18 protein-coding genes and 1 tRNA gene are annotated in these 19,530 nt (G+C 69.4%); 5 read left to right on the forward strand and 14 right to left on the reverse strand.

The window, feature by feature from the left end:
• Positions 1–26 precede the first annotated feature (26 nt).
• Complete coding sequence (locus V4U86_RS04985) at positions 27–686, forward strand: DUF998 domain-containing protein (RefSeq protein WP_395310178.1); 660 nt, start codon at positions 27–29, stop codon at positions 684–686.
• Positions 687–731: 45 nt separating this feature from the next.
• The gene (locus V4U86_RS04990; RefSeq protein ID WP_395310179.1) at positions 732–1,787 is read left to right on the forward strand and encodes a hypothetical protein; all 1,056 of its coding nucleotides are present in this window, start codon (positions 732–734) and stop codon (positions 1,785–1,787) included.
• A gap of 76 nt (positions 1,788–1,863) precedes the next feature.
• Here V4U86_RS04990 and pth read toward each other — a convergent pair whose 3' ends face one another.
• From pth to V4U86_RS05030, 8 genes are all read right to left on the reverse strand, one after another.
• Positions 1,864–2,439, reverse strand: a complete 576-nt coding sequence (gene pth, locus V4U86_RS04995; protein ID WP_395310180.1) for an aminoacyl-tRNA hydrolase — start codon at positions 2,437–2,439, stop codon at positions 1,864–1,866.
• 9 nt (positions 2,440–2,448) lie between these two features.
• A complete protein-coding gene (locus V4U86_RS05000; protein ID WP_395310181.1) occupies positions 2,449–3,105 on the reverse strand; it encodes a 50S ribosomal protein L25/general stress protein Ctc in 657 nt (218 codons plus the stop codon).
• A 124-nt stretch (positions 3,106–3,229) separates the two neighbouring features.
• Positions 3,230–4,096, reverse strand: coding sequence for an oxidoreductase (locus tag V4U86_RS05005; RefSeq protein ID WP_395310182.1), 867 nt, complete (start codon positions 4,094–4,096; stop codon positions 3,230–3,232).
• A gap of 26 nt (positions 4,097–4,122) precedes the next feature.
• Positions 4,123–4,782, reverse strand: a complete 660-nt coding sequence (locus tag V4U86_RS05010; RefSeq protein ID WP_395310183.1) for an LpqN/LpqT family lipoprotein — start codon at positions 4,780–4,782, stop codon at positions 4,123–4,125.
• Positions 4,779–5,120, reverse strand: coding sequence for an arsenate reductase (glutaredoxin) (gene arsC / locus V4U86_RS05015; protein ID WP_395310184.1), 342 nt, complete (start codon positions 5,118–5,120; stop codon positions 4,779–4,781). The genes V4U86_RS05010 and arsC overlap by 4 nt, the downstream gene beginning before the upstream one ends.
• Positions 5,121–5,151: 31 nt before the next feature.
• Positions 5,152–6,132, reverse strand: coding sequence for a ribose-phosphate diphosphokinase (locus V4U86_RS05020; protein ID WP_395310185.1), 981 nt, complete (start codon positions 6,130–6,132; stop codon positions 5,152–5,154).
• A 90-nt stretch (positions 6,133–6,222) separates the two neighbouring features.
• Positions 6,223–7,614 (reverse strand): bifunctional UDP-N-acetylglucosamine diphosphorylase/glucosamine-1-phosphate N-acetyltransferase GlmU, encoded by a 1,392-nt coding sequence (gene glmU / locus V4U86_RS05025; protein WP_395311919.1) that lies wholly within the window; start codon positions 7,612–7,614, stop codon positions 6,223–6,225.
• 149 nt (positions 7,615–7,763) lie between these two features.
• Positions 7,764–7,835: transfer RNA gene (locus tag V4U86_RS05030), tRNA-Gln, on the reverse strand.
• Positions 7,836–7,923: 88 nt separating this feature from the next.
• On the opposite strand from V4U86_RS05030, the gene V4U86_RS05035 reads away from it, so the two are divergent.
• The 3 genes from V4U86_RS05035 (at position 7,924) to V4U86_RS05045 (ending at position 13,219) form a co-directional block, all read left to right on the forward strand.
• On the forward strand, positions 7,924–8,514 hold the full coding sequence (locus V4U86_RS05035; protein ID WP_395311920.1) for a TetR/AcrR family transcriptional regulator: 591 nt from the start codon (positions 7,924–7,926) through the stop codon (positions 8,512–8,514).
• 128 nt (positions 8,515–8,642) lie between these two features.
• A complete protein-coding gene (gene mfd / locus V4U86_RS05040; protein WP_395310186.1) occupies positions 8,643–12,299 on the forward strand; it encodes a transcription-repair coupling factor in 3,657 nt (1,218 codons plus the stop codon).
• The gene (locus tag V4U86_RS05045) at positions 12,296–13,219 is read left to right on the forward strand and encodes a nucleoside triphosphate pyrophosphohydrolase (protein ID WP_395310187.1); all 924 of its coding nucleotides are present in this window, start codon (positions 12,296–12,298) and stop codon (positions 13,217–13,219) included. Before mfd ends, V4U86_RS05045 begins: the two co-directional genes overlap by 4 nt.
• Positions 13,220–13,240: 21 nt before the next feature.
• Here V4U86_RS05045 and V4U86_RS05050 read toward each other — a convergent pair whose 3' ends face one another.
• From V4U86_RS05050 to V4U86_RS05075, 6 genes are all read right to left on the reverse strand, one after another.
• The gene (locus V4U86_RS05050) at positions 13,241–14,464 is read right to left on the reverse strand and encodes a Dyp-type peroxidase (RefSeq protein WP_395310188.1); all 1,224 of its coding nucleotides are present in this window, start codon (positions 14,462–14,464) and stop codon (positions 13,241–13,243) included.
• Positions 14,457–14,954, reverse strand: coding sequence for a copper chaperone PCu(A)C (locus V4U86_RS05055; RefSeq protein WP_395310189.1), 498 nt, complete (start codon positions 14,952–14,954; stop codon positions 14,457–14,459). Before V4U86_RS05055 ends, V4U86_RS05050 begins: the two co-directional genes overlap by 8 nt.
• Positions 14,947–16,377: a PepSY-associated TM helix domain-containing protein gene (locus V4U86_RS05060; protein ID WP_395310190.1), complete on the reverse strand. Its 1,431-nt coding sequence runs from the start codon at positions 16,375–16,377 to the stop codon at positions 14,947–14,949. The genes V4U86_RS05055 and V4U86_RS05060 overlap by 8 nt, the downstream gene beginning before the upstream one ends.
• A gap of 105 nt (positions 16,378–16,482) precedes the next feature.
• Positions 16,483–17,028, reverse strand: coding sequence for a hypothetical protein (locus V4U86_RS05065; RefSeq protein ID WP_395310191.1), 546 nt, complete (start codon positions 17,026–17,028; stop codon positions 16,483–16,485).
• Positions 17,029–17,141: 113 nt separating this feature from the next.
• Complete coding sequence (locus V4U86_RS05070) at positions 17,142–18,380, reverse strand: Dyp-type peroxidase (protein WP_395310192.1); 1,239 nt, start codon at positions 18,378–18,380, stop codon at positions 17,142–17,144.
• 10 nt (positions 18,381–18,390) lie between these two features.
• On the reverse strand, positions 18,391–19,326 hold the full coding sequence (locus V4U86_RS05075; protein ID WP_395310193.1) for an EfeM/EfeO family lipoprotein: 936 nt from the start codon (positions 19,324–19,326) through the stop codon (positions 18,391–18,393).
• Positions 19,327–19,530: the final 204 nt, after the last annotated feature.

Genomic DNA, 19,530 nt, shown 5'->3' on the forward strand with positions numbered 1-19,530 from the left:
GGCGCGGCGGTCCGTACCCTGGTTTGATGGACCGCGCCTCTCACGTGCTGCTCGGCTGGCTCGGCGTGCTCGGTGCCGCCGTCTCCGTGGTCGCCATCCTGTCCTTGGACGCGATCCTGGGCGGGGAATCACACCGGCCCGGCCGAACTCTGCGCCGCGCCACCATTTCCGAGTACATCTACACCGCCGGCGGGTGGGCCTTCCTGACCGGGGTGCTGGCGCTCGCGCTGGGATCGATGCTGCTGTTGCTCGGCCTGATCAGCGCCGGCCTGGTGCAGCCGCTGTCGGTCGGCTCGGTCCTGATGGTGCTGTGGGTCATCGGCCTGGTGGGGGTGGCGGCCTTCCCCAAACACAACTGGGAAATCGGGCCCAGCACAAGCGGATCCGTGCACCGCATCGCCACCCTGCTGGCCTTCGTATCGCTGCCGGCGGCGGTGCTGACGATCGCGCGCAGGCACCGCGCCGCCCGGCCCGCGGTCTGGTTGGCCTACGGCTCGGTGGGCTGGCTGGGGTTGTTGTTCGGCGCCATCGCGGTCAGCATGGTGACCGACCTGTCCTGGTGGCGCATCATCCCGCTGGGCCTGGTCGAGCGGGGCATCGTCGCCTTCGAGGTCGGCGCGGTGATCGCGCTCGGGGTGTGGTTGATCCGGGGGGAGTTCACCGGCCGCCGGTTGGAATCGGGCTGAGCGCAACGGTCCGCCGCCGGGCCGTCCGCGCCGGAGAATCGGGCTGTGGACGGCGACTTCCGGCTGTGGGCCTTCGGTGACGCACATGTCGGCACCGACAAACAGTTCGGGCGGGAAAGCCTCGCCGAGGCGATCCGACAGTCGGAATCGGACTTTGCCTGGGACATCGCCGTCGACGCCGGCGACATGTCCGGGGCGCACCACAGCCTGCCCGACGACGTCGAGGGTCGGGAGGTCCGCCGGCAGTTCGGGGCGCTGCGCACGCATCGCCGCGAGGACATCTACTCGGTCTGCGGCAACCACGACCGCAACGGTCTCGACGAGCCGCCGGCCTGGTGGTGGCGCAAATGGATCGACCCGCTCGGGGAGCACACCGCGCACTCCGGGGTGGACCCGGCCGCGCGGCGGTACCCGGTGGCGGGCAGTTGGCAGCGGTATTCGTTCCGGGTGGGCAACCTGCTGTTCCTGATGATGAGCGATGTCAACGAGCCGTCCCAGCCTGTCGGGCGCGGCACCCTCGGCGGCAACCCGGGTGGTGTGGTCAGCGCGGCGACCTTCGACTGGTGGGTGAACATGGTTGAGAACAACCGTGATTCGATCATCGTCACGGTGCACCACTACGTCCTCAAGGACACCACGGTGGCCTCGGGTGAGTGGGAGGGCGTGCGCCGCGACGCCGACGGCACCCTGCACGAGCACTACCACCGCCCCTTTCTCCGGGGCACGCCGCAGGGCGCGTCCTACCTGTACTGGGTCGGCGGCCGGCCGGATTCCGGGGCCTTCGAACGCTATCTCGCCGAGCATCCCGGGGCGGTCAAGCTGTGGATCGGCGGCCACACCCACACTCATCCCGATGACCACCACGGAGGCAAGTCGCACATCGAGAGACGTTGGGGTGGCACATTTTTTATGAATGTCGCGGCACTGAGCCGGCATCACATGCCGATCACCACACTGCCGATCAGCCGGTTGCTGACGTTCACCCCGGGCAGCTCCGAGGTCGATGTGCGGTGCTATCTGCACACCGACCAGTACGCCCCGCAGGGTTTCTACGACAAAGCGCGGCGAACCCTGGACCTGGGTGTGCCGTTCACCTGGTGACGAGCGTGCGTCGACTCCGTCCGGCGGCGGCGTGTCGGGCAACGGACACGCACGCTCGCGAGAAGAGGGGGGAGTGCTACCAGGCGTGCACGGTGTTCTGCGCGGCCTCGACGCCGAGTTGCAGGAGCAACTCCGTCGCATCGGCGGCCTGCTCGCAGATGGTCGGCACCTCCGGCCGTTCGACGGCCGAGAAGTTCTCCAGCACGTAGGCGGCCGGGTCCTTACGCCCGGGCGGGCGCCCGACACCGATGCGGACCCGCTGAAAATCCTTGGTGCCCAACGCGGCTGCCACCGAACGCAGCCCGTTGTGGCCGCCCTCGCCGCCGCCGAGCTTGAGCCGGATGCGGCCGAATTCGATGTCGAGCTCGTCGTGCAGGATCACGACGTCGGCGGGGGCCACCGAATAGAACTTCGCCAGCGGGCCGACCTGGCGGCCCGACTCGTTCATGTAGACCCGGGGCTTGGCGAGCACCACGGACCGACCTCCCAGTCGGCCCGTGGTGACTTCTGCTCCGGACTTCTTGTGCACCTTGAATCCCGAACCGATGCGCTCGGCCAGGATGTCGGCGACCATGAAACCGAGGTTGTGCCTGGTCTTGGCGTAGTTCGGCCCGGGATTGCCCAGGCCGACCACCAACAACGGTTCGGCCACGGTGAACTGTTACTCGGCGGCTTCGGCTTCGCCCTCGGCCGCGGCCTCGGTGGCTTCCTCGGCCGGTGCGGCGGCCTCTTCGCCGGCGCCTTCGCTCTCCAGGTCTTCGGCGGTCGGCGCGGCGACGACGTTGACCACCAGGGTCTCGGCGTCGACGACCAGGCTGGAGCCCTTGGGCAGCTCGATCTGGCCGGCGGTGATCTGGGTGCCGGCCGTCAGCCCCTCGACCGACACGGTCAGCTGCTCGGGGATGGACAGCGCCTCGGCCTCGATGGCGATGGTGTTGGCGTCCTGGGTGACCAGGGTGCCGGGTGCGGCCTCACCCTCGACGACGACGGCGACGTCGACCTGAACCTTCTCGCCACGCTGCACGACGAGCAGATCGACGTGCTGGATGGTGCGGCGCACCGGGTGGATGTCCAGGGCCTTGGTCAGGGCGAGCTGCTCGTTGCCCTCGATGTCCAGGGTCAGGATGGCGTTGGTGCCGGAGTGGCGCAGCACGGCGGCGAAGTCGCGGGCGTTGAGCTCCAGGTGCTGGGGATCGGTGCCGTGGCCGTACAGCACGGCGGGCACCTTGCCGTCACGGCGGGCCTGGCGCGAGGCGCCCTTGCCGGTGCGGGTGCGCGCGGTGGCGGTCAGCTTGTTGGGGGCCGGGTTCTTGGCCATGTGTCTTTACTCCTGTGCCGGTGTGGGAACAACGCACGGCCAGGGAAGAACAAAGCGGTTCCCGTCGATAACGGTGGTCGGGCCACCCTCGCCGTGATGCCCAACAGGCTAACCCAGGGCGGCGTCAGATCCGAAATTCGGTGCCGGTGAGCTGGGCGGACAGCTCCCACAACCGGGACGCGGTCTTGGTATTGCGGGCCAGTGGGCTGCGCGGACTCGGGCCGGTGGGGCCGAGCTGACCGAACCGGGGACCGATGAAACTGTCCCCGGGCAGATCCGCGGCCGCCGCGTACAGGGTCTGCCGCGCCCCGAACGCGGCGTCGGTGGCGACCCGGTTCGCGGCCTTCCAGAACACGTCGCCGGTGGCGTTGCCGGTCTGCCCCTGCAGATTGGTCGCCGAGTAGCCGGGATGGGCGGCCACCGCGAGCACCGGCGACCCGGCCGCGGTGAGCCGGCGCTGCAGTTCGCTGGTGAACAGCAGGTTGGCCAGCTTGGACTGGCCATAGGCCAGCCACGCCGAGTAGGGCCGGGCCTTCCAGTTCAGGTCCTTGAGGCTGATCTTGCCGAGCAGGTGCATCATCGAGGACACCGTCACCACCCGGTCGGTGATCTTGGGCAGCAGCAGGTTGGTCAGCGCGAAATGTCCGAGGTGGTTGGTGCCGATCTGGCTCTCGAACCCGTCGACGGTCTGGGCGTAGGGCACCGCCATGATGCCGGCATTGTTGATCAGGACGTCCACCGCGTCGGTGTCCTCGGCGAAGGCGCGTACCGAGGCCAGGTCCTGCAGGTCGAGACGGCGGACCCCGACATCGCCGGTCATGGTGGCGGCCGCGTCGTGCCCCTTGTCGAGGTTGCGGACGGCGAGCACCACCGAGGCGCCGACCCGGGCCAGCTCGCGGGCGGTGTAGAGGCCCAGGCCGCTGTTGGCGCCGGTGACCACGACGCGACGGCCGTCGAACGAGGGCAGATCCGCGGCGGTCCATGAGCTCATGGCAGCCAGGGTAGCTGCGCGGGGCGCTACTTGGCGGCGACGCCGAACCCGGAGATGATCTCCTCGATGGCCGGGCCCTTGGACTCGGCGTCGTCGGCGAAGCTGGTCACGGTCAGCTGCACCAGGTAGCGCTGCGGTGTGCCGCCCGGCGTCTCGGGCTTCGAGCCGGTGGCGAACACGATGCGATTGTAGGCCTGCATCCGCTGCCCGTTCAGGTCGTAGGTGCCCTCGATCATCGAGGACGGGAAACCCTTGAAGTCCTCACGAGAACCGTTGAGCTTCTTGAAGTTCTGGGACATCTCGGCGTCGACGTCGGCGTGCTTGAGTGCCTCGGCGACATCGAAGTCACCGTCGAGGGTGAACACCATGAGCATGGCCGTCGGGTAGGTCTCGCCGTCGGCGATCACCCGGGTGCCGGGCGCCAGGTTGGGGTTCGTGTAGTCGCGCCAGCCCTTGGGCCGGGGCACCGTGACCGCCAGATCGGTGAGTTTCTCGGGGGCCACCGGTCGGCCCTGCACCCCTACGCTCTCCAGATATGCCGACAGCGGCACGGAATCCTGCGTCGAGGCCGCCGTCGGGTGGGTCGGGGTGGTCGCCAGCAGCGACTGATAGTCCGGGGTGGCCTCGCCGCAGCCGGACAGGAGCGCCGCGGTCAACAGCGGGACCGCCAGCAGCGCCCTGCTCACAAGATTTCGCGGACGTTCTCGATCGGGCGGGCCAGTCGGGTGCCCTTGTCGGTGACCACGAACGGCCGCTCGATCAGAATCGGGTGCGCCGCCATCGCGTCGAGCAGTTCGTCATCGGAAGCATCCGCCAAACCCAGTTCCCCGTACAGGGATTCGCGTTTGCGCACCGCGGTGCGCACATCGATGCCGGCGTCGGCGATCATCGTGACCAACTCATCCCGGGTGGGCGGGGTCTTCAGGTACAGCACGATCTCTGGCTCGACGCCGTTCTCGCGCAACAGATCCACTGTCTTGCGGGAGGTCGAGCACTTCGGGTTGTGGAAAATGCGGGCGGCCATGTCTGATTACTCCTCGCGCCGGCGCTCGTCGCTAGGCGGATCCGTCGAACAGTCCGGTGACAGAGCCGTTGTCGAAGACCGCGCGGATCGTGCTGGCCAGCAGCGGGGCGATGGACAGTACCGTCAGCTGCGGGAACTTCTTGTCCTCGGTGATCGGCAGGGTGTTGGTGACGATCACCTCGCGTGCACCCGAGTCGGCGAGACGCTGGGCGGCGGGGTCGGAGAGCACTCCGTGGGTGGCGGCGATGATGACGTCACCGGCACCGTCCTGCTTGAGCAGCTTGACCGCGCCGGCGATGGTGCCGCCGGTGTCGATCATGTCGTCGGTGAGGATGCAGGTCTTGCCCTTCACATCGCCGACCACGCGGTTGGACACCACCTGGTTGGGTACCAGCGGGTCGCGGGTCTTGTGGATGAAGGCCAGTGGGACGCCACCGAGAGAGTCGGCCCATTTCTCCGCGACCCGGACACGGCCCGAGTCAGGGGAGACGACGACCATGTCCGAATCGCGGTACTTGTCGCCGATGTACCCGCACAGCAGCGACTGCGCGCGCATGTGGTCGACCGGCCCGTCGAAGAAGCCCTGGATCTGGTCGGTGTGCAGATCCACGGTGACGATGCGGTCGGCGCCGGCGGTCTTGTACAGGTCGGCGACCAGGCGCGCGGAGATGGGCTCGCGACCGCGGTGCTTCTTGTCCTGCCGGGCATACGGGTAGAACGGCAGGATCGCGGTGATGCGTTTGGCGCTGCCGCGCTTGAGCGCGTCGATCATGATGAGTTGCTCCACCAGCCACTGGTTCAGCGGCGCGGGATGGCTCTGCAGCACGAACGCGTCGCAACCGCGAACCGACTCGTCGAAGCGGACGAAGATCTCGCCGTTGGCGAAGTCACGCGCGGTCTGCGCGGTCACCGGCACATCGAGTTCTTTGGCCACCTGCTCGGCCAGCTCGGGGTGCGCCCGGCCGGAGAAGAGCATCAGATTTTTGCGGTTGTCGGTCCAGTCGTGGGCCATCTCTTGTGCCTTCGCCGTTCGGGGATCGATACGGGGCAATCGTACGGGCCAGTAACCGGTCCGCGTCCCTGGGTTACCAGATTGCCAACATCAGGCGTCGGGTTCGGGGGCGCCGGCCTTGCGGGCGGCATCCGCGGACGAACTTGCTGGGCGCTTGCGTAGCACCCACCCCTCGATGGTGCGTTGGGTGTTGTCCGAAACCGCCAGCGCGCCGGGCGGAACGTCTTCGCGCAGCACGGTCCCGGCGCCGGTGTAGGCCCCGTCCCCGACGGTGACCGGCGCCACGAACATGGTGTCCGAACCGGTCCTGACGTGGGAACCGATCGTGGTGCGCCGCTTGGTTTCGCCGTCGTAGTTGACGAACACGCTGGAGGCGCCGATGTTGCTGTGCTCGCCGATGTCGGCGTCCCCGACATAGGTCAGATGCGGCACCTTGGTGCCCGCGCCGATCACCGAGTTCTTGGTCTCCACGAAGGCGCCCAGCTTGCCGTCCGGCCCCAGCTCGGTGCCCGGCCGCAGATAGGTGAACGGTCCGACGGTGGCGCCCGCGCCGATGACCGCCAACTCCCCGTGCGTGCGGATCACGGATGCACCGTCGCCGACCTCGACGTCGGTGAGCGTGGTGTCCGGTCCGATGGTGGCGCCGGCGCCGATCGACGTCGCGCCGAGCAGTTGGGTGCCCGGCGCGATGACGGTGTCCGGCCCGATCTCGACGTCGACGTCGATCCAGGTGGTGCCCGGGTCGGTGATCGTCACCCCGGCACGCTGGTGGGCGACGATGGTGCGCCGGTTCAGCTCGGCACCGAGCGCGGCGAGCTGGACGCGGTCGTTGATGCCGGAGACCTGGACGGTGTCCTCGACGTGCGCGGCCCGCACGGCCTGCCCGTCGGCGCGCAGGATGGCCACCGCGTCGGTGAGGTACAGCTCGCCCTGGGCGTTGTCGTCGGTCAGCCGGGTCAGCGCGGACCGCAGCGCCACGGCGTCGAAAGCGTAGACACCGGAGTTGATCTCGCCGATGGCGCGCTGCGCATCGTCGGCGTCGGCGTGTTCGACGATGGCCGCCACCGCCCCGTCCGCGTCCCGGACGATGCGCCCGTACCCGGTCGGGTCGGCCAGCGTGGTGGTCAGGATGGTGGCGCCGGCCCGGTCGTGGGTGCGCACCAGGGCGGTCAGCGTCTCGGTGCGCAGTAGCGGGACGTCGCCGGAGGTGACCAGCACGGTGCCGTCGAAGTCGTCCGGCAGGCCGGCCAGCCCGACACCCACGGCATGCCCGGTGCCGAGCTGTTCCTCCTGGACGACGGTCTCGATCGCGGCGCCGGCGCGTTCGGCGACCCGGGCCACCTCGGCGCCGACCAGGTCGCGGCCGTGCCCGACAACCACCACGACATGCTTCGGTTGCAGCGCGGTGGCGGTGTGCAGGGCGTGGGCCAGCATGCTGCGCCCGCCGAGGGCGTGCAGCACCTTGGGGGTGGCCGATCGCATCCGGGTGCCGGCCCCGGCGGCCAGCACGATCACGGCGATGTCGGTGGTGGACACGATTCTCCTCCTCCGCGAGCGAGGAGTGCCGGTACGAGGACACGCCGTCGACGCTGTCAGTTTGGGGTCACTCGCGCGGTTGAGCAGCTGTTGAGCTCCGTCGCCAGGACTCGAACCTGAACTATCTGAACCAAAATCAGAGGTGCTGCCGATTACACCACGACGGATCGAACAATCCGAGACTCTAGTCGACGTCCCCCGTATCCTGGCTCCGTGGCAGCACCCGACAGAGAGACTCGTGCGCCGCGCGCCCGTATGACCGGCAGTGAACGCCGCCAGCAGCTCATCGAGGTGGCCAAGTCGCTTTTCGCCGAGCGCGGGTTCGATGCCACCTCCATCGAGGAGATCGCGCAACGCGCGAACGTCTCCAAGCCGGTGGTCTATGAGCATTTCGGCGGCAAGGAGGGGCTCTACGCGGTCGTCGTCGACCGGGAGATGTCGATGCTGCTGGACCGGATCACCGCCTCGCTGACCGAGAACCGGTCCCGGGTGCGCATCGAGCGGGTGGCGATGGCGCTGCTGACCTACGTCGAGGAACGCACCGACGGGTTCCGCATTCTCATCCGCGACTCACCGGCCGGGACCACCTCGGGCACCTACGCGTCGCTGCTCAACGATGCCGTCAACCAGGTGGCCTCCATCCTGGCCGGGGATTTCTCCCGGCGCGGACTGGACCCGGAGCTGGCCCCGCTGTACGCCCAGGCGCTGGTCGGGTCGGTGTCGATGACGGCCCAGTGGTGGCTGGACGTGCGCGAACCACCCAAGGAAGTGGTGGCCGCCCACGTGGTCAACGTGGTCTGGAACGGGCTGACACACCTGGAAGCCAACCCCGAACTCGAGGACTGATCCAGGGCGCGCGGCCCGGACCTGCCGGCACGCCAACACCGGTGCAGCCCCGTTTCGTGCGCCGGTTTTCCGGCCGGTTCCGGCGCGAGCGGGGTCACCGCGGGCCGCCGCCTAAGATGGGGGACATCATGACCGCACCCGGGCACACTCATGTCCAAAATTCGATCGCGGGACTCGTCGAACTGGCGCTGAGCTCGCCCACGTTCACCGATCTGATCGACCGCGCGCAGGCCCGTCCGAAGACGCTCTCGATGGTCGGCCCGGCCAGTGCCCGGCTGTTCGCCGCGGCCGCGCTGGCACGTACCGGCCCGCTGCTGGTGGTGACGGCGACCGGCCGGGAGGCCGACGACCTCACCGCCGAGCTGAAGGCCGTCTTCGGGGAGGCCGTCGCGTTGTTCCCGTCCTGGGAGACGCTGCCGCACGAGCGGCTCTCACCCGGCGTGGAGACCGTCGGCGCCCGGATGATGGTGCTGCGCAGGCTCGCACACCCGGGAGACGAACACCTCGGCCCGCCGCTGCAGGTGGTGGTCACCACCACCCGCTCGCTGCTGCAGCCGATGGCGCCGGCGCTCGGCGACCTCGAACCCGTCACGCTGAGCGTGGGCGCGGAACCTGATGTCGCCGCCGGAGCGGCTCCGGGCGCGACATTTGACCAAGCCATCGCCCGGCTGGTCGAGCTGGCCTACACCCGGGTCGACATGGTGGCCAAACGTGGTGAGTTCGCCGTCCGCGGCGGCATCCTGGACGTCTTCGCGCCGACCGCCGAGCATCCGGTGCGCGTCGAGTTCTGGGGCGACGAGGTCTCGGAGATGCGGATGTTCTCCGTCGCCGACCAGCGGTCCATCACCGAGATCGAGGTCAGCCACCTCGTCGCGGTGCCGTGCCGGGAAATCCTGCTCACCGAGGCGGTCCAGGAACGCGCCCGTCAACTCGTCGACGCCCAGCCCCAGACCGACAACACCGTCGCCGGGTCCATCGGCGACATGCTGGCCAAGTTGTCCGAGGGCATCCCGGCCGACGGTATGGAGGCGCTGCTGCCGGTGCTGCAGCCCGACGAGCTGACGCTGCTGACCAGCCATCTGCCCGCCGGCACCCCGGTGCTGGTTTGTGACCCGGAGAAGGTGCGCTCCCGGGCGGCCGACCTGATCCGCACCGGCCGGGAGTTCCTGGAGGCGTCCTGGTCGGTGGCCGCGATCGGCGGTGCCGCCCCGGTCGACATCGAAGCGCTCGGCGGCTCGGGTTTCCGCGAACTCGACGAGGTCCGGGCCGCAGCCGAGCACTGGTGGACGCTGAGCCAGTTGACCGACGAGTCCGCCGTGGAACTCGACGTCCGTCCCGCCCCGTCGGCACGCACCCAGCACGCCGTCGAGGAGATCTTCGCGATGCTGCGGGCCCACGTGTTGACCGGCGGGTTCGCCGCGGTGGTCACCCCGGGCACCGGCACCGCGCACCGCGTCGTCGAGCAGCTCGGCGAATCCGACACCCCGGCAACCATTCTGGAGCCCGGGGCGCAGCCGGCCGCGGGTGTGGTCGGGGTCGTCAAAGGCCCGCTGCACGACGGTCTGGTGGTCCCCGGCGCCAACCTGGTGATCATCACCGAGACCGATCTCACCGGTAACCGGGTGGCTGCCACCGACGGCAAACGTCTTGCCGCCAAACGTCGTAACGTCGTCGACCCGCTGGCGCTGACCGCCGGCGACCTGGTGGTGCACGACCAGCATGGCATCGGCAAGTTCGTCGAGATGACCGAACGCGTCATCGGCGGGGCCCGGCGCGAGTATCTGGTGCTGGAATACGCATCGGCCAAACGTGGCGGCGGCACCGACAAGCTGTACGTCCCGATGGACTCCCTGGACCAGCTGTCCCGCTATGTCGGTGGCCAGGCGCCCACCCTGAGCAGGCTCGGCGGCAGCGACTGGACGAACACGAAAACCAAGGCACGCAAGGCGGTTCGTGAGATCGCCGGCGAGCTGGTGTCGCTGTACGCCAAGCGTCAGGCCGCGCCCGGGCACGCGTTCGGCCCGGACACCCCGTGGCAGGCCGAGATGGAGGACGCCTTCGGCTTCACCGAAACGATGGACCAGATGACCGCGATCGCCGAGGTCAAGGCCGATATGGAGAAGCCGGTCCCGATGGACCGGGTGATCTGCGGCGACGTCGGCTACGGCAAGACCGAGATCGCGGTCCGCGCAGCGTTCAAGGCGGTGCAGGACGGAAAGCAGGTGGCGGTGCTGGTGCCCACCACGCTGCTGGCCGATCAGCATCTGCAGACCTTCACCGCGCGCACCGCCGGCTTCCCGGTCACCGTCAAGGGGCTGTCCCGGTTCACCGATCCGGCCGAGTCCAAGACCACCCTGGACGGCATGGCCGACGGCTCGGTCGACATCGTCATCGGCACCCACCGGTTGCTGCAGACCGCGGTCCGCTGGAAGGACCTCGGCCTGGTGATCGTCGACGAGGAGCAGCGCTTCGGTGTCGAGCACAAGGAACACATCAAGAGCCTGCGCACCCACGTCGACGTGCTGACCATGAGCGCCACGCCGATCCCGCGCACCCTGGAGATGAGCCTGGCCGGCATCCGCGAGATGTCGACCATCCTCACCCCGCCGGAGGAACGCTTCCCGGTGCTGACCTACGTCGGCCCGCACGACGACAAGCAGGTCGCGGCGGCGTTGCGCCGCGAGCTGCTGCGCGACGGGCAGGCGTTCTACATCCACAATCGGGTCAAGTCCATCGATCAGGCCGCCGCGCGGGTGCAGGCCATGGTGCCCGAGGCCCGGGTCGTGGTGGCGCACGGCCAGATGAACGAGGAGACCCTGGAGAAGACCGTCGAGGGCTTCTGGAACCGCGAGTTCGACATCCTGGTGTGCACCACCATCGTCGAGACCGGGCTGGACATCTCCAACGCCAACACCCTGATCGTGGAACGCGCGGACACCTTCGGCCTGTCGCAGCTGCATCAGCTGCGCGGCCGGGTCGGGCGCAGCCGCGAGCGCGGGTACGCCTACTTCCTGTATCCGCCGGAGAACCCGCTCACCGAGACGGCACACGACCGGCTGGCCACCATCGCGCAGAACAACGAACTCGGTGCGGGTATGGCCGTGGCCATGAAGGACCTGGAGATCCGCGGTGCGGGCAACGTGCTGGGCGTCGAGCAGTCCGGGCACGTCGCCGGTGTCGGCTTCGACCTGTACGTGCGGCTGGTCGGCGAGGCCGTGGAGGCCTACCGCGCCGCCGTCGACGGCAAAACCGTTGCCGCCGTGGAGGAACCCAAGGATGTGCGGATCGACCTTCCGGTGGACGCGCACCTCCCGCCGGACTACATCGGCAGTGACCGGCTGCGGTTGGAGGCCTACCGCCGGCTGGCCGCGGCTTCCGACGGCGCCGGTGTGGACCGCGTCATCGAGGAACTCGTCGACCGGTACGGTCCGCTGCCCGAGCCGGCGCAACGCCTGATCGCGGTCGCGCGCCTGCGTCTGCTGTGCCGTGAGTACGGGGTCACCGAGGTGTCCACCGTCTCCGACGCCACCCTGAAGATCGCGCCGCTGACCCTGCTGGACTCCGGTCAGCTGCGGCTCAAGCGCGTGTACCCGGGTTCGGCGTACCGGGCCACCACGTCCACGGTGCAGATCCCGATCCCGCGGGCCGGCAGCGGGGTGGGCGCCCCACGCATCCGTGATCTCGAACTCCTGCAAGCGGTTGCGGGTCTGTTGCTGGCATTGGACGGTCGTCCGGCCGACGACGTTGATATAACCGACCTGGGAGTCGGAGGTGGCGCGCAATGACAGTCGTTCTCGTCGACCCGCGCCGGCCCTCGCTGGTCCCGGTGGAGGCCATCGGCCTGCTCGCCGGCGACGTGCAGTACACCGAGGAGATGCCGATCAAGGTGCCCTGGTCGCTGCCGTCGGCCCGGCCGTATTTGCCCGGTGACGACGACCACGACACCGTCCTGCTGTCCTCGGACGCCGACCACCCCGCGGTCCGGGCCCGGCTGGCCGCCGGCGCGACCCTGATCGCCGCACCCGGTCCGCAGCCCGGTGAACGACTCGTCGACGCGGTCGCGATCATGGATAAGCTGCGCACCGACGGCCCGTGGGAGAGCGAGCAGACCCACGACTCGCTGCGGCGGTATCTGCTGGAGGAGACCTACGAGCTGTTCGACGCGGTGCGTGGCGGTGACGCCGCGGAGCTGCGTGAGGAACTCGGAGATGTACTGCTGCAGGTGCTGTTTCATGCCCGCATCGCCGAGGATGCGCCTGCGCACCCGTTCGACATCGACGATGTCGCCGACGCGCTGGTACGCAAACTGGGTAACCGGGCGGCCGGTGTGCTTGCCGGCCAGTCGATCTCGCTGGAGGAGCAGCTCGCCCAGTGGGAGGAGCGCAAATCGCTGGAGAAGGTGCGCGCGTCCTGCATGGACGATGTGGCGACCGGCCAGCCCGCGCTCGCGCTGGCCCAGAAGGTGCTCGAACGTGCAGCCGCCGCCGGACTACCCGACGATCTGGTTCCGGACAGCGTGCGCGAGGTACGCATCGCGGTGGACTCCGATGCCGAGAATGCGCTGCGGACGGCGACGTTGGAGTTCATGGACACCATCCGCGCGGCGGAGAAGGCGGTCGCGGCCGCCCGCGGTGGCGCGCCGATCGGCGACACTCCCCCCGAGGCCATCGGCGCCGACGAATGGCGCGCGCACTGGCCTGCCTGACTTCCAGGTGTTGAAGGGTGGTCAGGACAGCAGCGTCTGCCCCAGCCACCCACCCTCGGCCACTCCGGGCAGCATCGCGAACGTCGCCGACCCCACGGTGGTGATCCACTGGTTCATCGCGTCGGCGTCGGCGAGGCGTTGTTGCACCGGGATGAACTGGCTCGCCGGGTCCCGCAGATAACTCGCGAAGATCAGGCCGCTGTCGGTGGTCGTCCCGGCCGGTGGCGGATCGTCGTAGTTGTAGGGCCGCCGCAGGAACCGCTCGCCGTCGTTGTGGTGGCGCGCCAACGCGATGTGCGAGTTCGGCGGGATGACCGGGATGCCGTTGACGTGCGCATCCAGGTCGGGCACGTCGTCCTCCCGCGACCCGGTCAGCGGTGCACCGGTGTCCAGCCGGCGGCCCACCGCGAATTCCTTACTGGCGCGGTCGAGTTCGTCCCAGGTGTCCATCTCGGAGCGGATCCGCCGCAGCACCAGGACGGTGCCACCGGCGAACCATGGCTGCCCGGCGCCGGTGTCCCAGATGTACCGGTCGAACTCGGTGTCGTCCCGCAGATTCGCGGTGCCGTCGACCTGGCCCATCAGGTTGCGCATGGTGCGCCCGGACCCGTCGGCGCCGTGCGCATTACGGAACCCACGCTGCTGCCACCGCTGCCGGGTCATGGTGCGCACGTTCTTCAGCAGCACCCGGCTGGTGTGCGCGACGACCATCGGATCGTCCGCGCAGATCTGTAGCAGCACCTCGCCTCCGCAGAACCGGGGATCGAGCCGGTCCGTCTTGAACGCCGGCATGTCGATCGCGGTCGGCGGTCGCCGGTGCGCCAGGCCGATCCGGTCGAACAGCCCGGGGCCGAGCCCGACGCTCACGGTGAGCCGCGACGGGCGTTGTGCCAGTTCGGGTTCGGTGTCGGCCAGTGCTGGGCGGCCCTGGGTGAGCCGGCCCGCATCGGCCGACCACAATCTCAGCACCGCCATCAGCGTCTGCCGGGCGTCACGGCCGGTGTCCGGGACGAGGTCGAGGGCCACGAACAACGCATGTGCCTGCGGTGCCGTCGTGATACCGCTCTGGTGCCTGCCGTGGAACGGCACTGTCGTCCCGCCGAACCCATCGGCAACCGATGTCGCGGACCGGTCGGCACCTGGACCACTTCCCGGGTGCCCTCCGAATTGGGTGAGTGCGGCGCCGGCGGCCAGCGCGGCGGCGCCCCCGGTGAGGAGGCGCCGCCGGTTGAGGGCGTCAGCCATGGCCCTGGTGGGCCGGCTGGTAGTTCTCGTCGGCCCCGGCGAAATCGCGGATCTGAACGGTGACAGGCAGGGTCGAGCCGTCCTCGAACTGCACCGTCAGTTCGATGTCGGAGCCCGCCGACAGCGGCTCGGTCAGATCCATCAGCATCAGATGGTCCCCACCGGGCACCAGCTCGTGCGAGCCGCCTGCGGGCAGAATGATCCCACCTTCCTTGGGGCGCATCATCTTTGCGCCGGCCGCACCGGTGACCTCGTGCACCTCGACCATCCCGGCGGCCGGTGAGCTGCCGGACACGACGCGGGCCTCGCGCTCACCGTTGTTGACCAGCGTCCCGAACACCGCGGCCATCTCTCCGTCACCGGCCGACGCCCACTGGTCCTCCCACGACACCTCGGCGGCCATCGTGGAGTCGGGGTGCTCGTTGGCGGGGGAGGAGCAGCCGGTTGCCAGCAATGCGACGACGGCCGCGCACAGCAGTGATCTACGCATCGGTCCGCTCCTTGCGCTTCTTGGTGGCACCGAGGATCAGGTCGACAGCGACGAAGGCGGCCAACGAGATTCCCAGCAGCGGCAGGAACCAGCCCACCGCCACCGCGCCGAGAGCCAGGGCGGCGACCATTGTCGGGGACAACTGCTTCAGCCTGCCGCGCACCGGCGGGCGACCCACCGCCCACGCCGAACCGCGGGTCGGGCGGCGCTGCCACCACATCCGGTAACCACCGATGATCACGGCGACCAGCGCAACCGCGACACCGAGCAGCAGCAGCTGATTCAGCAGCCCGAACAGCAGCCCCATGTGACCGCGGATGCCCCAGTCGGCGAGCATGGCGACCACCGAATAGTCACGCCAGTAGTCGATCTCGCTGCTGACGGTGTTGGTGGCGGGATCCACCGATACAACATTGGTGGTCAGCCGGTAGGGCTTCTCCAACTCCGCGACCCGCACACCCTGCCCGGCCTCGGTGGGCAGGGCCAGCTCGACCGGCTGTTGGACGCCCGCGCCGGCTGCGGCCCGCAGCACCGCCTCGTAGTCGATCGCGGCGGGCGCACCGGCTGCCGAGGCGCCGTGCCCGGTGTGACCGGCGTGCTCGTCGGCCACCACAGAGGTCTGCGGGGTCAGCGCGGTGTCCAGCACCGGCCGCTTCCACTCCATGGCCGAGCGCAGTTCGGTGACATGCTCACCCGCGTACGTCGACCAGGTGATGCCGGTGGCGCTGAGGAACAGCAGCGCCGCGAGCAGCCAGACGCCGGTGCTGCCGTGCCAATTCATCGTGCGGGCGCGGCCCGTGCGGCTGCGGTCGGCGCGCAGGACGCGGCCCGGCCTGCCGCGGCGCCGTTCGGCGGCGGCCTTGGTCAGCCAGAGCGCCAGACCGCCCAGCGCCACCACCCACAGCCACGAAGCGGCCAGTTCGCTGTAGACCCGGCCCGGTTCGCCGAGGTTGAGGTGCCGGTGGAACCCGTCCAGCCAGGTGCTCAGCGGCAGGTAGCCCAGCCAGGTGGCCTCGTCGCCCAGGACCCGGCCGGTGTAGGGATCCACGAACACCGACCGCAGCAGTTCCTCGTCGAGGGTCGGGTCGGCGAAGTCGATCCGGGTGGACGCGTCGGCATCGGCGGGCGGCCGCATACCCGTCATCGTGAGGTCCGGGAACGCGTTCTGGGCGGCGGCCGCCTGATCGCCCAGCGGCAACGGCTGGCCGGAGGCGCCGACGGTCAGGAGATCGCCGTAGACGACGCGTTCGATGGTGGGCGCCATCGCGTAGAGACCGCCGGTGACGGCGGCGATCAGGATGAACGGCGCGATCAGCACGCCGGCGTAGAAGTGCAGCCGCATCACGAACGGGCGCCAGCTGCGCCGTGGTGGTGCGGGTTGGGTGGTGGACGGGGTTTCGACGGTGTCGTCGGGAATGGTCATGCACAGCCTTCGGAAGAAGCGATGGATGGACGCAGCGCCGTACGAGGACAGGCGTGCGGACGGCCGCGACCCGGCGGGGGCGCGGCATCGTGACGGGGACGACCGCTAGGCGGTCGCGACGTCACCCATCGGCGGGGCACGCATGCCCAGCCCTGTGCGCCACAGAAGCGACTGTGCGACAACGTTGTTGGTGCGCCTGCGGGCGCGGGGCGGTGCCGGGCGGGGGCTGAAGGCAGCGAACAGCCGTAGCCAGCGCAGCACCGAGGAGCAGACGAGGTACAGGTGTTCGACGGCGCCGATGGCGACACCGAGCACGACCGCCGCCGCGGCGTGCGCCGCGATCATGGTCGGGCTCAGCCCGAGCCCGGCGCCGCCGTGATGTCCGCCGGCCATCGTCAGGGTGAGGTGGCCGAGCAGCTGCGCGACGCCGAGGGCGGCGATCAGGGCGAGCAGCTGGGTGTGCCGGTTCTGCAGCCGGATGCCGGCGGTGGCGGCGCCCGAGGTGGCGCACACCAGCAGGGCCGCGACCAGCGCGGCGCCGTGCGGCAGCATGCCCGAGGCTGCGGCGTGTGCGCCGGTGGTGCCGGCGGCGGCGCTGACCCCGACCAGGGCAGCGCGCAGCCATCGCGCGCGTGCTGCCGGCGAGGTCACCTGCCGGACTCTACTACGACGCCTAGTAGAGGCGGCAGTACCGCGACATTGCCGCTATCGAGACCGTTACTCGCAGTTTCGCTCGACAACTGCAATCTCGCGGTACGGGTGCGTCAGCCGACGAGCTCATCACCGAGGAACCGATCGTGGCCCGTCACGCCCGGCAGCACGAAGAAGAACCCGCCGCCGACCGGCATGATGTATTCCTCCAGCGGCTCACCCTTGAGCCGGGCCTGTACCGCCAGGAAGCCCTTCTGCAGGCTGCGCTGGTAGGAGATGAAGGCCAACCCCTGGTCCAGCCGTCCGGCCCCGTCGAAACCGCGGGAGTAGTTGAACCCGCGGCGCAGGATCCGGTTCTGCTCGGATTCCGGGGTGCGCGGGTTGGCCAGCCGGATGTGCGCATTGAGTTTGATCCGCTGACCGTCGGGGTCGGCGGCGAAATCCGGGTCGTCGAACTCCCCGGGCATGCCCAGCGGCGCGCCGCTGACCTTGGCGCGGCCGATCAGCGCCTCCTGTTCGACGAGCCGGGTGCGGTCCCAGAACTCGACGAAGTTCCGGATGATGCGCACCGCCTGATACGTCCCGCCCACCGTCCAGGCCGGCTCGTCGTCGTCGGCGCCCACCCACACGTGCCGATCCATCAGGGCCTCGTCGGAGACGTCGAGGTTGGAGGTGCCGTCCTTGAATCCCAGCAGGTTTCGCGGGGTCGCGGCCTCCGATGCGACGCCCGCCCCGATGCCGCGGGCGTACCCGTCGATCATCCAGCGCAGCACCAGGTCGCTGCGGGTGCGCCGCATCAGCTGGCGCAACGCGAACTGCATGGTGTCGTTGTGCCCGGACTCGAAGATGACCGAGATGTCGCCGTGCGACAGCTTGGGGTCGAGGCGGTCGTTGGCCAGGAACGGCATGGTGATCAGCTCGCGCGGCTTGCGGTCGGCCAGCCCGAACCGGTCGTCGAACAGCGACGCCCCGACGCCGACCACGATGGACAGGTTGTCCGCCGGCGGCTTCTCGCCCAGGATGCCGGAATCCACCGGGGGATAGGCGGGGTCCCGGGTCTCCGGTGGTTTCCCGGCCATCAGACCGCGGACCTCGTCGGTGAGTTCGCGCAGTGTGGAGGCGAGTTCGGCCCGGTTGCGGGCGTGCACGTTGAACGACGCGACCAGACCCTGTTCGGGTATCGGCAGCGCGGTGATCCCGGTCTGGTGCACGCCCTCGAACTCGAGGAACCGCTCGGCCGGCTGGGGAACCTGCGGCTCGGTGCCGCACCCCGCCAGCGTCCCCGCTCCGACCGCCGCGCCGGCGCCCAATGCCCCGGCGACGAACCCGCGCCGCGAAATACCTCGGCTCATTGGGGGTGGCTCACTGCAGTTTCAGCACTCCCGAGACCTGCGACAGGTTCTCCGACAGACCGGCCAGCTCGGCCTTGAGGGTGTCGATCACCTGGGGGGTGACGGTCACGTCCGGGCAGCGCGCGGACGGGTACGGATCGTTCTCGGTGCAGAACAGCACCCAGCCGTCGCCCCGACGCAGCGGGCCCAGCGTCTCGAACACCGAGTTGATGCCGGCCTCGATCTTGCCCAGCAGGGCCGGGTCGGCCTCCACCAGCGCCGGGCTCAGCTTGCCGACCGCGTCGCGGGACCCCTGCAGGTTGGCGTCGAAGTCCCACAGGTCGGTCTTGGCGTAGCGGTCCTCTTCGCCGGTGATCTTGCCCTCGGAGATCTCTTCGATCAGTTCGGCGGCCCCGGTCGCCACATCGACGGGCTTCACCTCCACCGACGGGAACTGTTCCTTGAGCGCGGCGACGTCGGCGTCGAGCTGATCGGCGAACGGGGCGCCACCCTCGGTGGTGTTCTTCTCGAAGAGCAGGAACTCGAGGCGATGCCATCCGGTGAATTTCGGGTCGTCGACGCCGGCGAAGTCGTCGACGCGGGCGTCGATCTTGCCGTCGATCTCTTCGACCAGCCCGGCCAGCGGTTCGATGCGCTCCCAGGGGGCGCGCGACGGCGCGTACGCGTTCTGGGCGGCCTGCAGATCACCGGCACGGACGGCGTCGGTGAAGACCTTGACCACGGTGACCAGTTCGTCGATCTGGGCGGTCGCATAGGCCTTGTAATCCCGGGCGGCCTGCTCGGTGAGCGGGTTGGCGGCCGCGGCCGCCGTGGTGGTGGCCGACTCGCCCGAGGTCGTCGTCACGGTTGCCGTGTCCGAATCGCTGTCCGACCCGTCGCCCGAACATCCGCTGAGAGCCAGCGCTACTGCAACAACCGGTATCTGCCAGGCGAAATGCCGTCTCATTCGACCTCCTAGGTGACTCCGTGCACAGTACCCGTTCGAGCAGGATTGGATAGGCATACCTGTCCGAATGGGGGTTCGTCGGGCCGCGATCCGGTGCGTGCCCGGGTCGCCCCGTTACTCTTGAACGGGGTTTACCGGCCGCTTCGGCCTGAGAAGCGCGGGGTCTTTGAGGGAGTGCCTTGTCCGACGTAGGGAGTGTGTCGT

It is taken from the genome of Mycobacterium sp. AMU20-3851 (genome assembly GCF_043974665.1).
Classification (GTDB): domain Bacteria; phylum Actinomycetota; class Actinomycetes; order Mycobacteriales; family Mycobacteriaceae; genus Mycobacterium.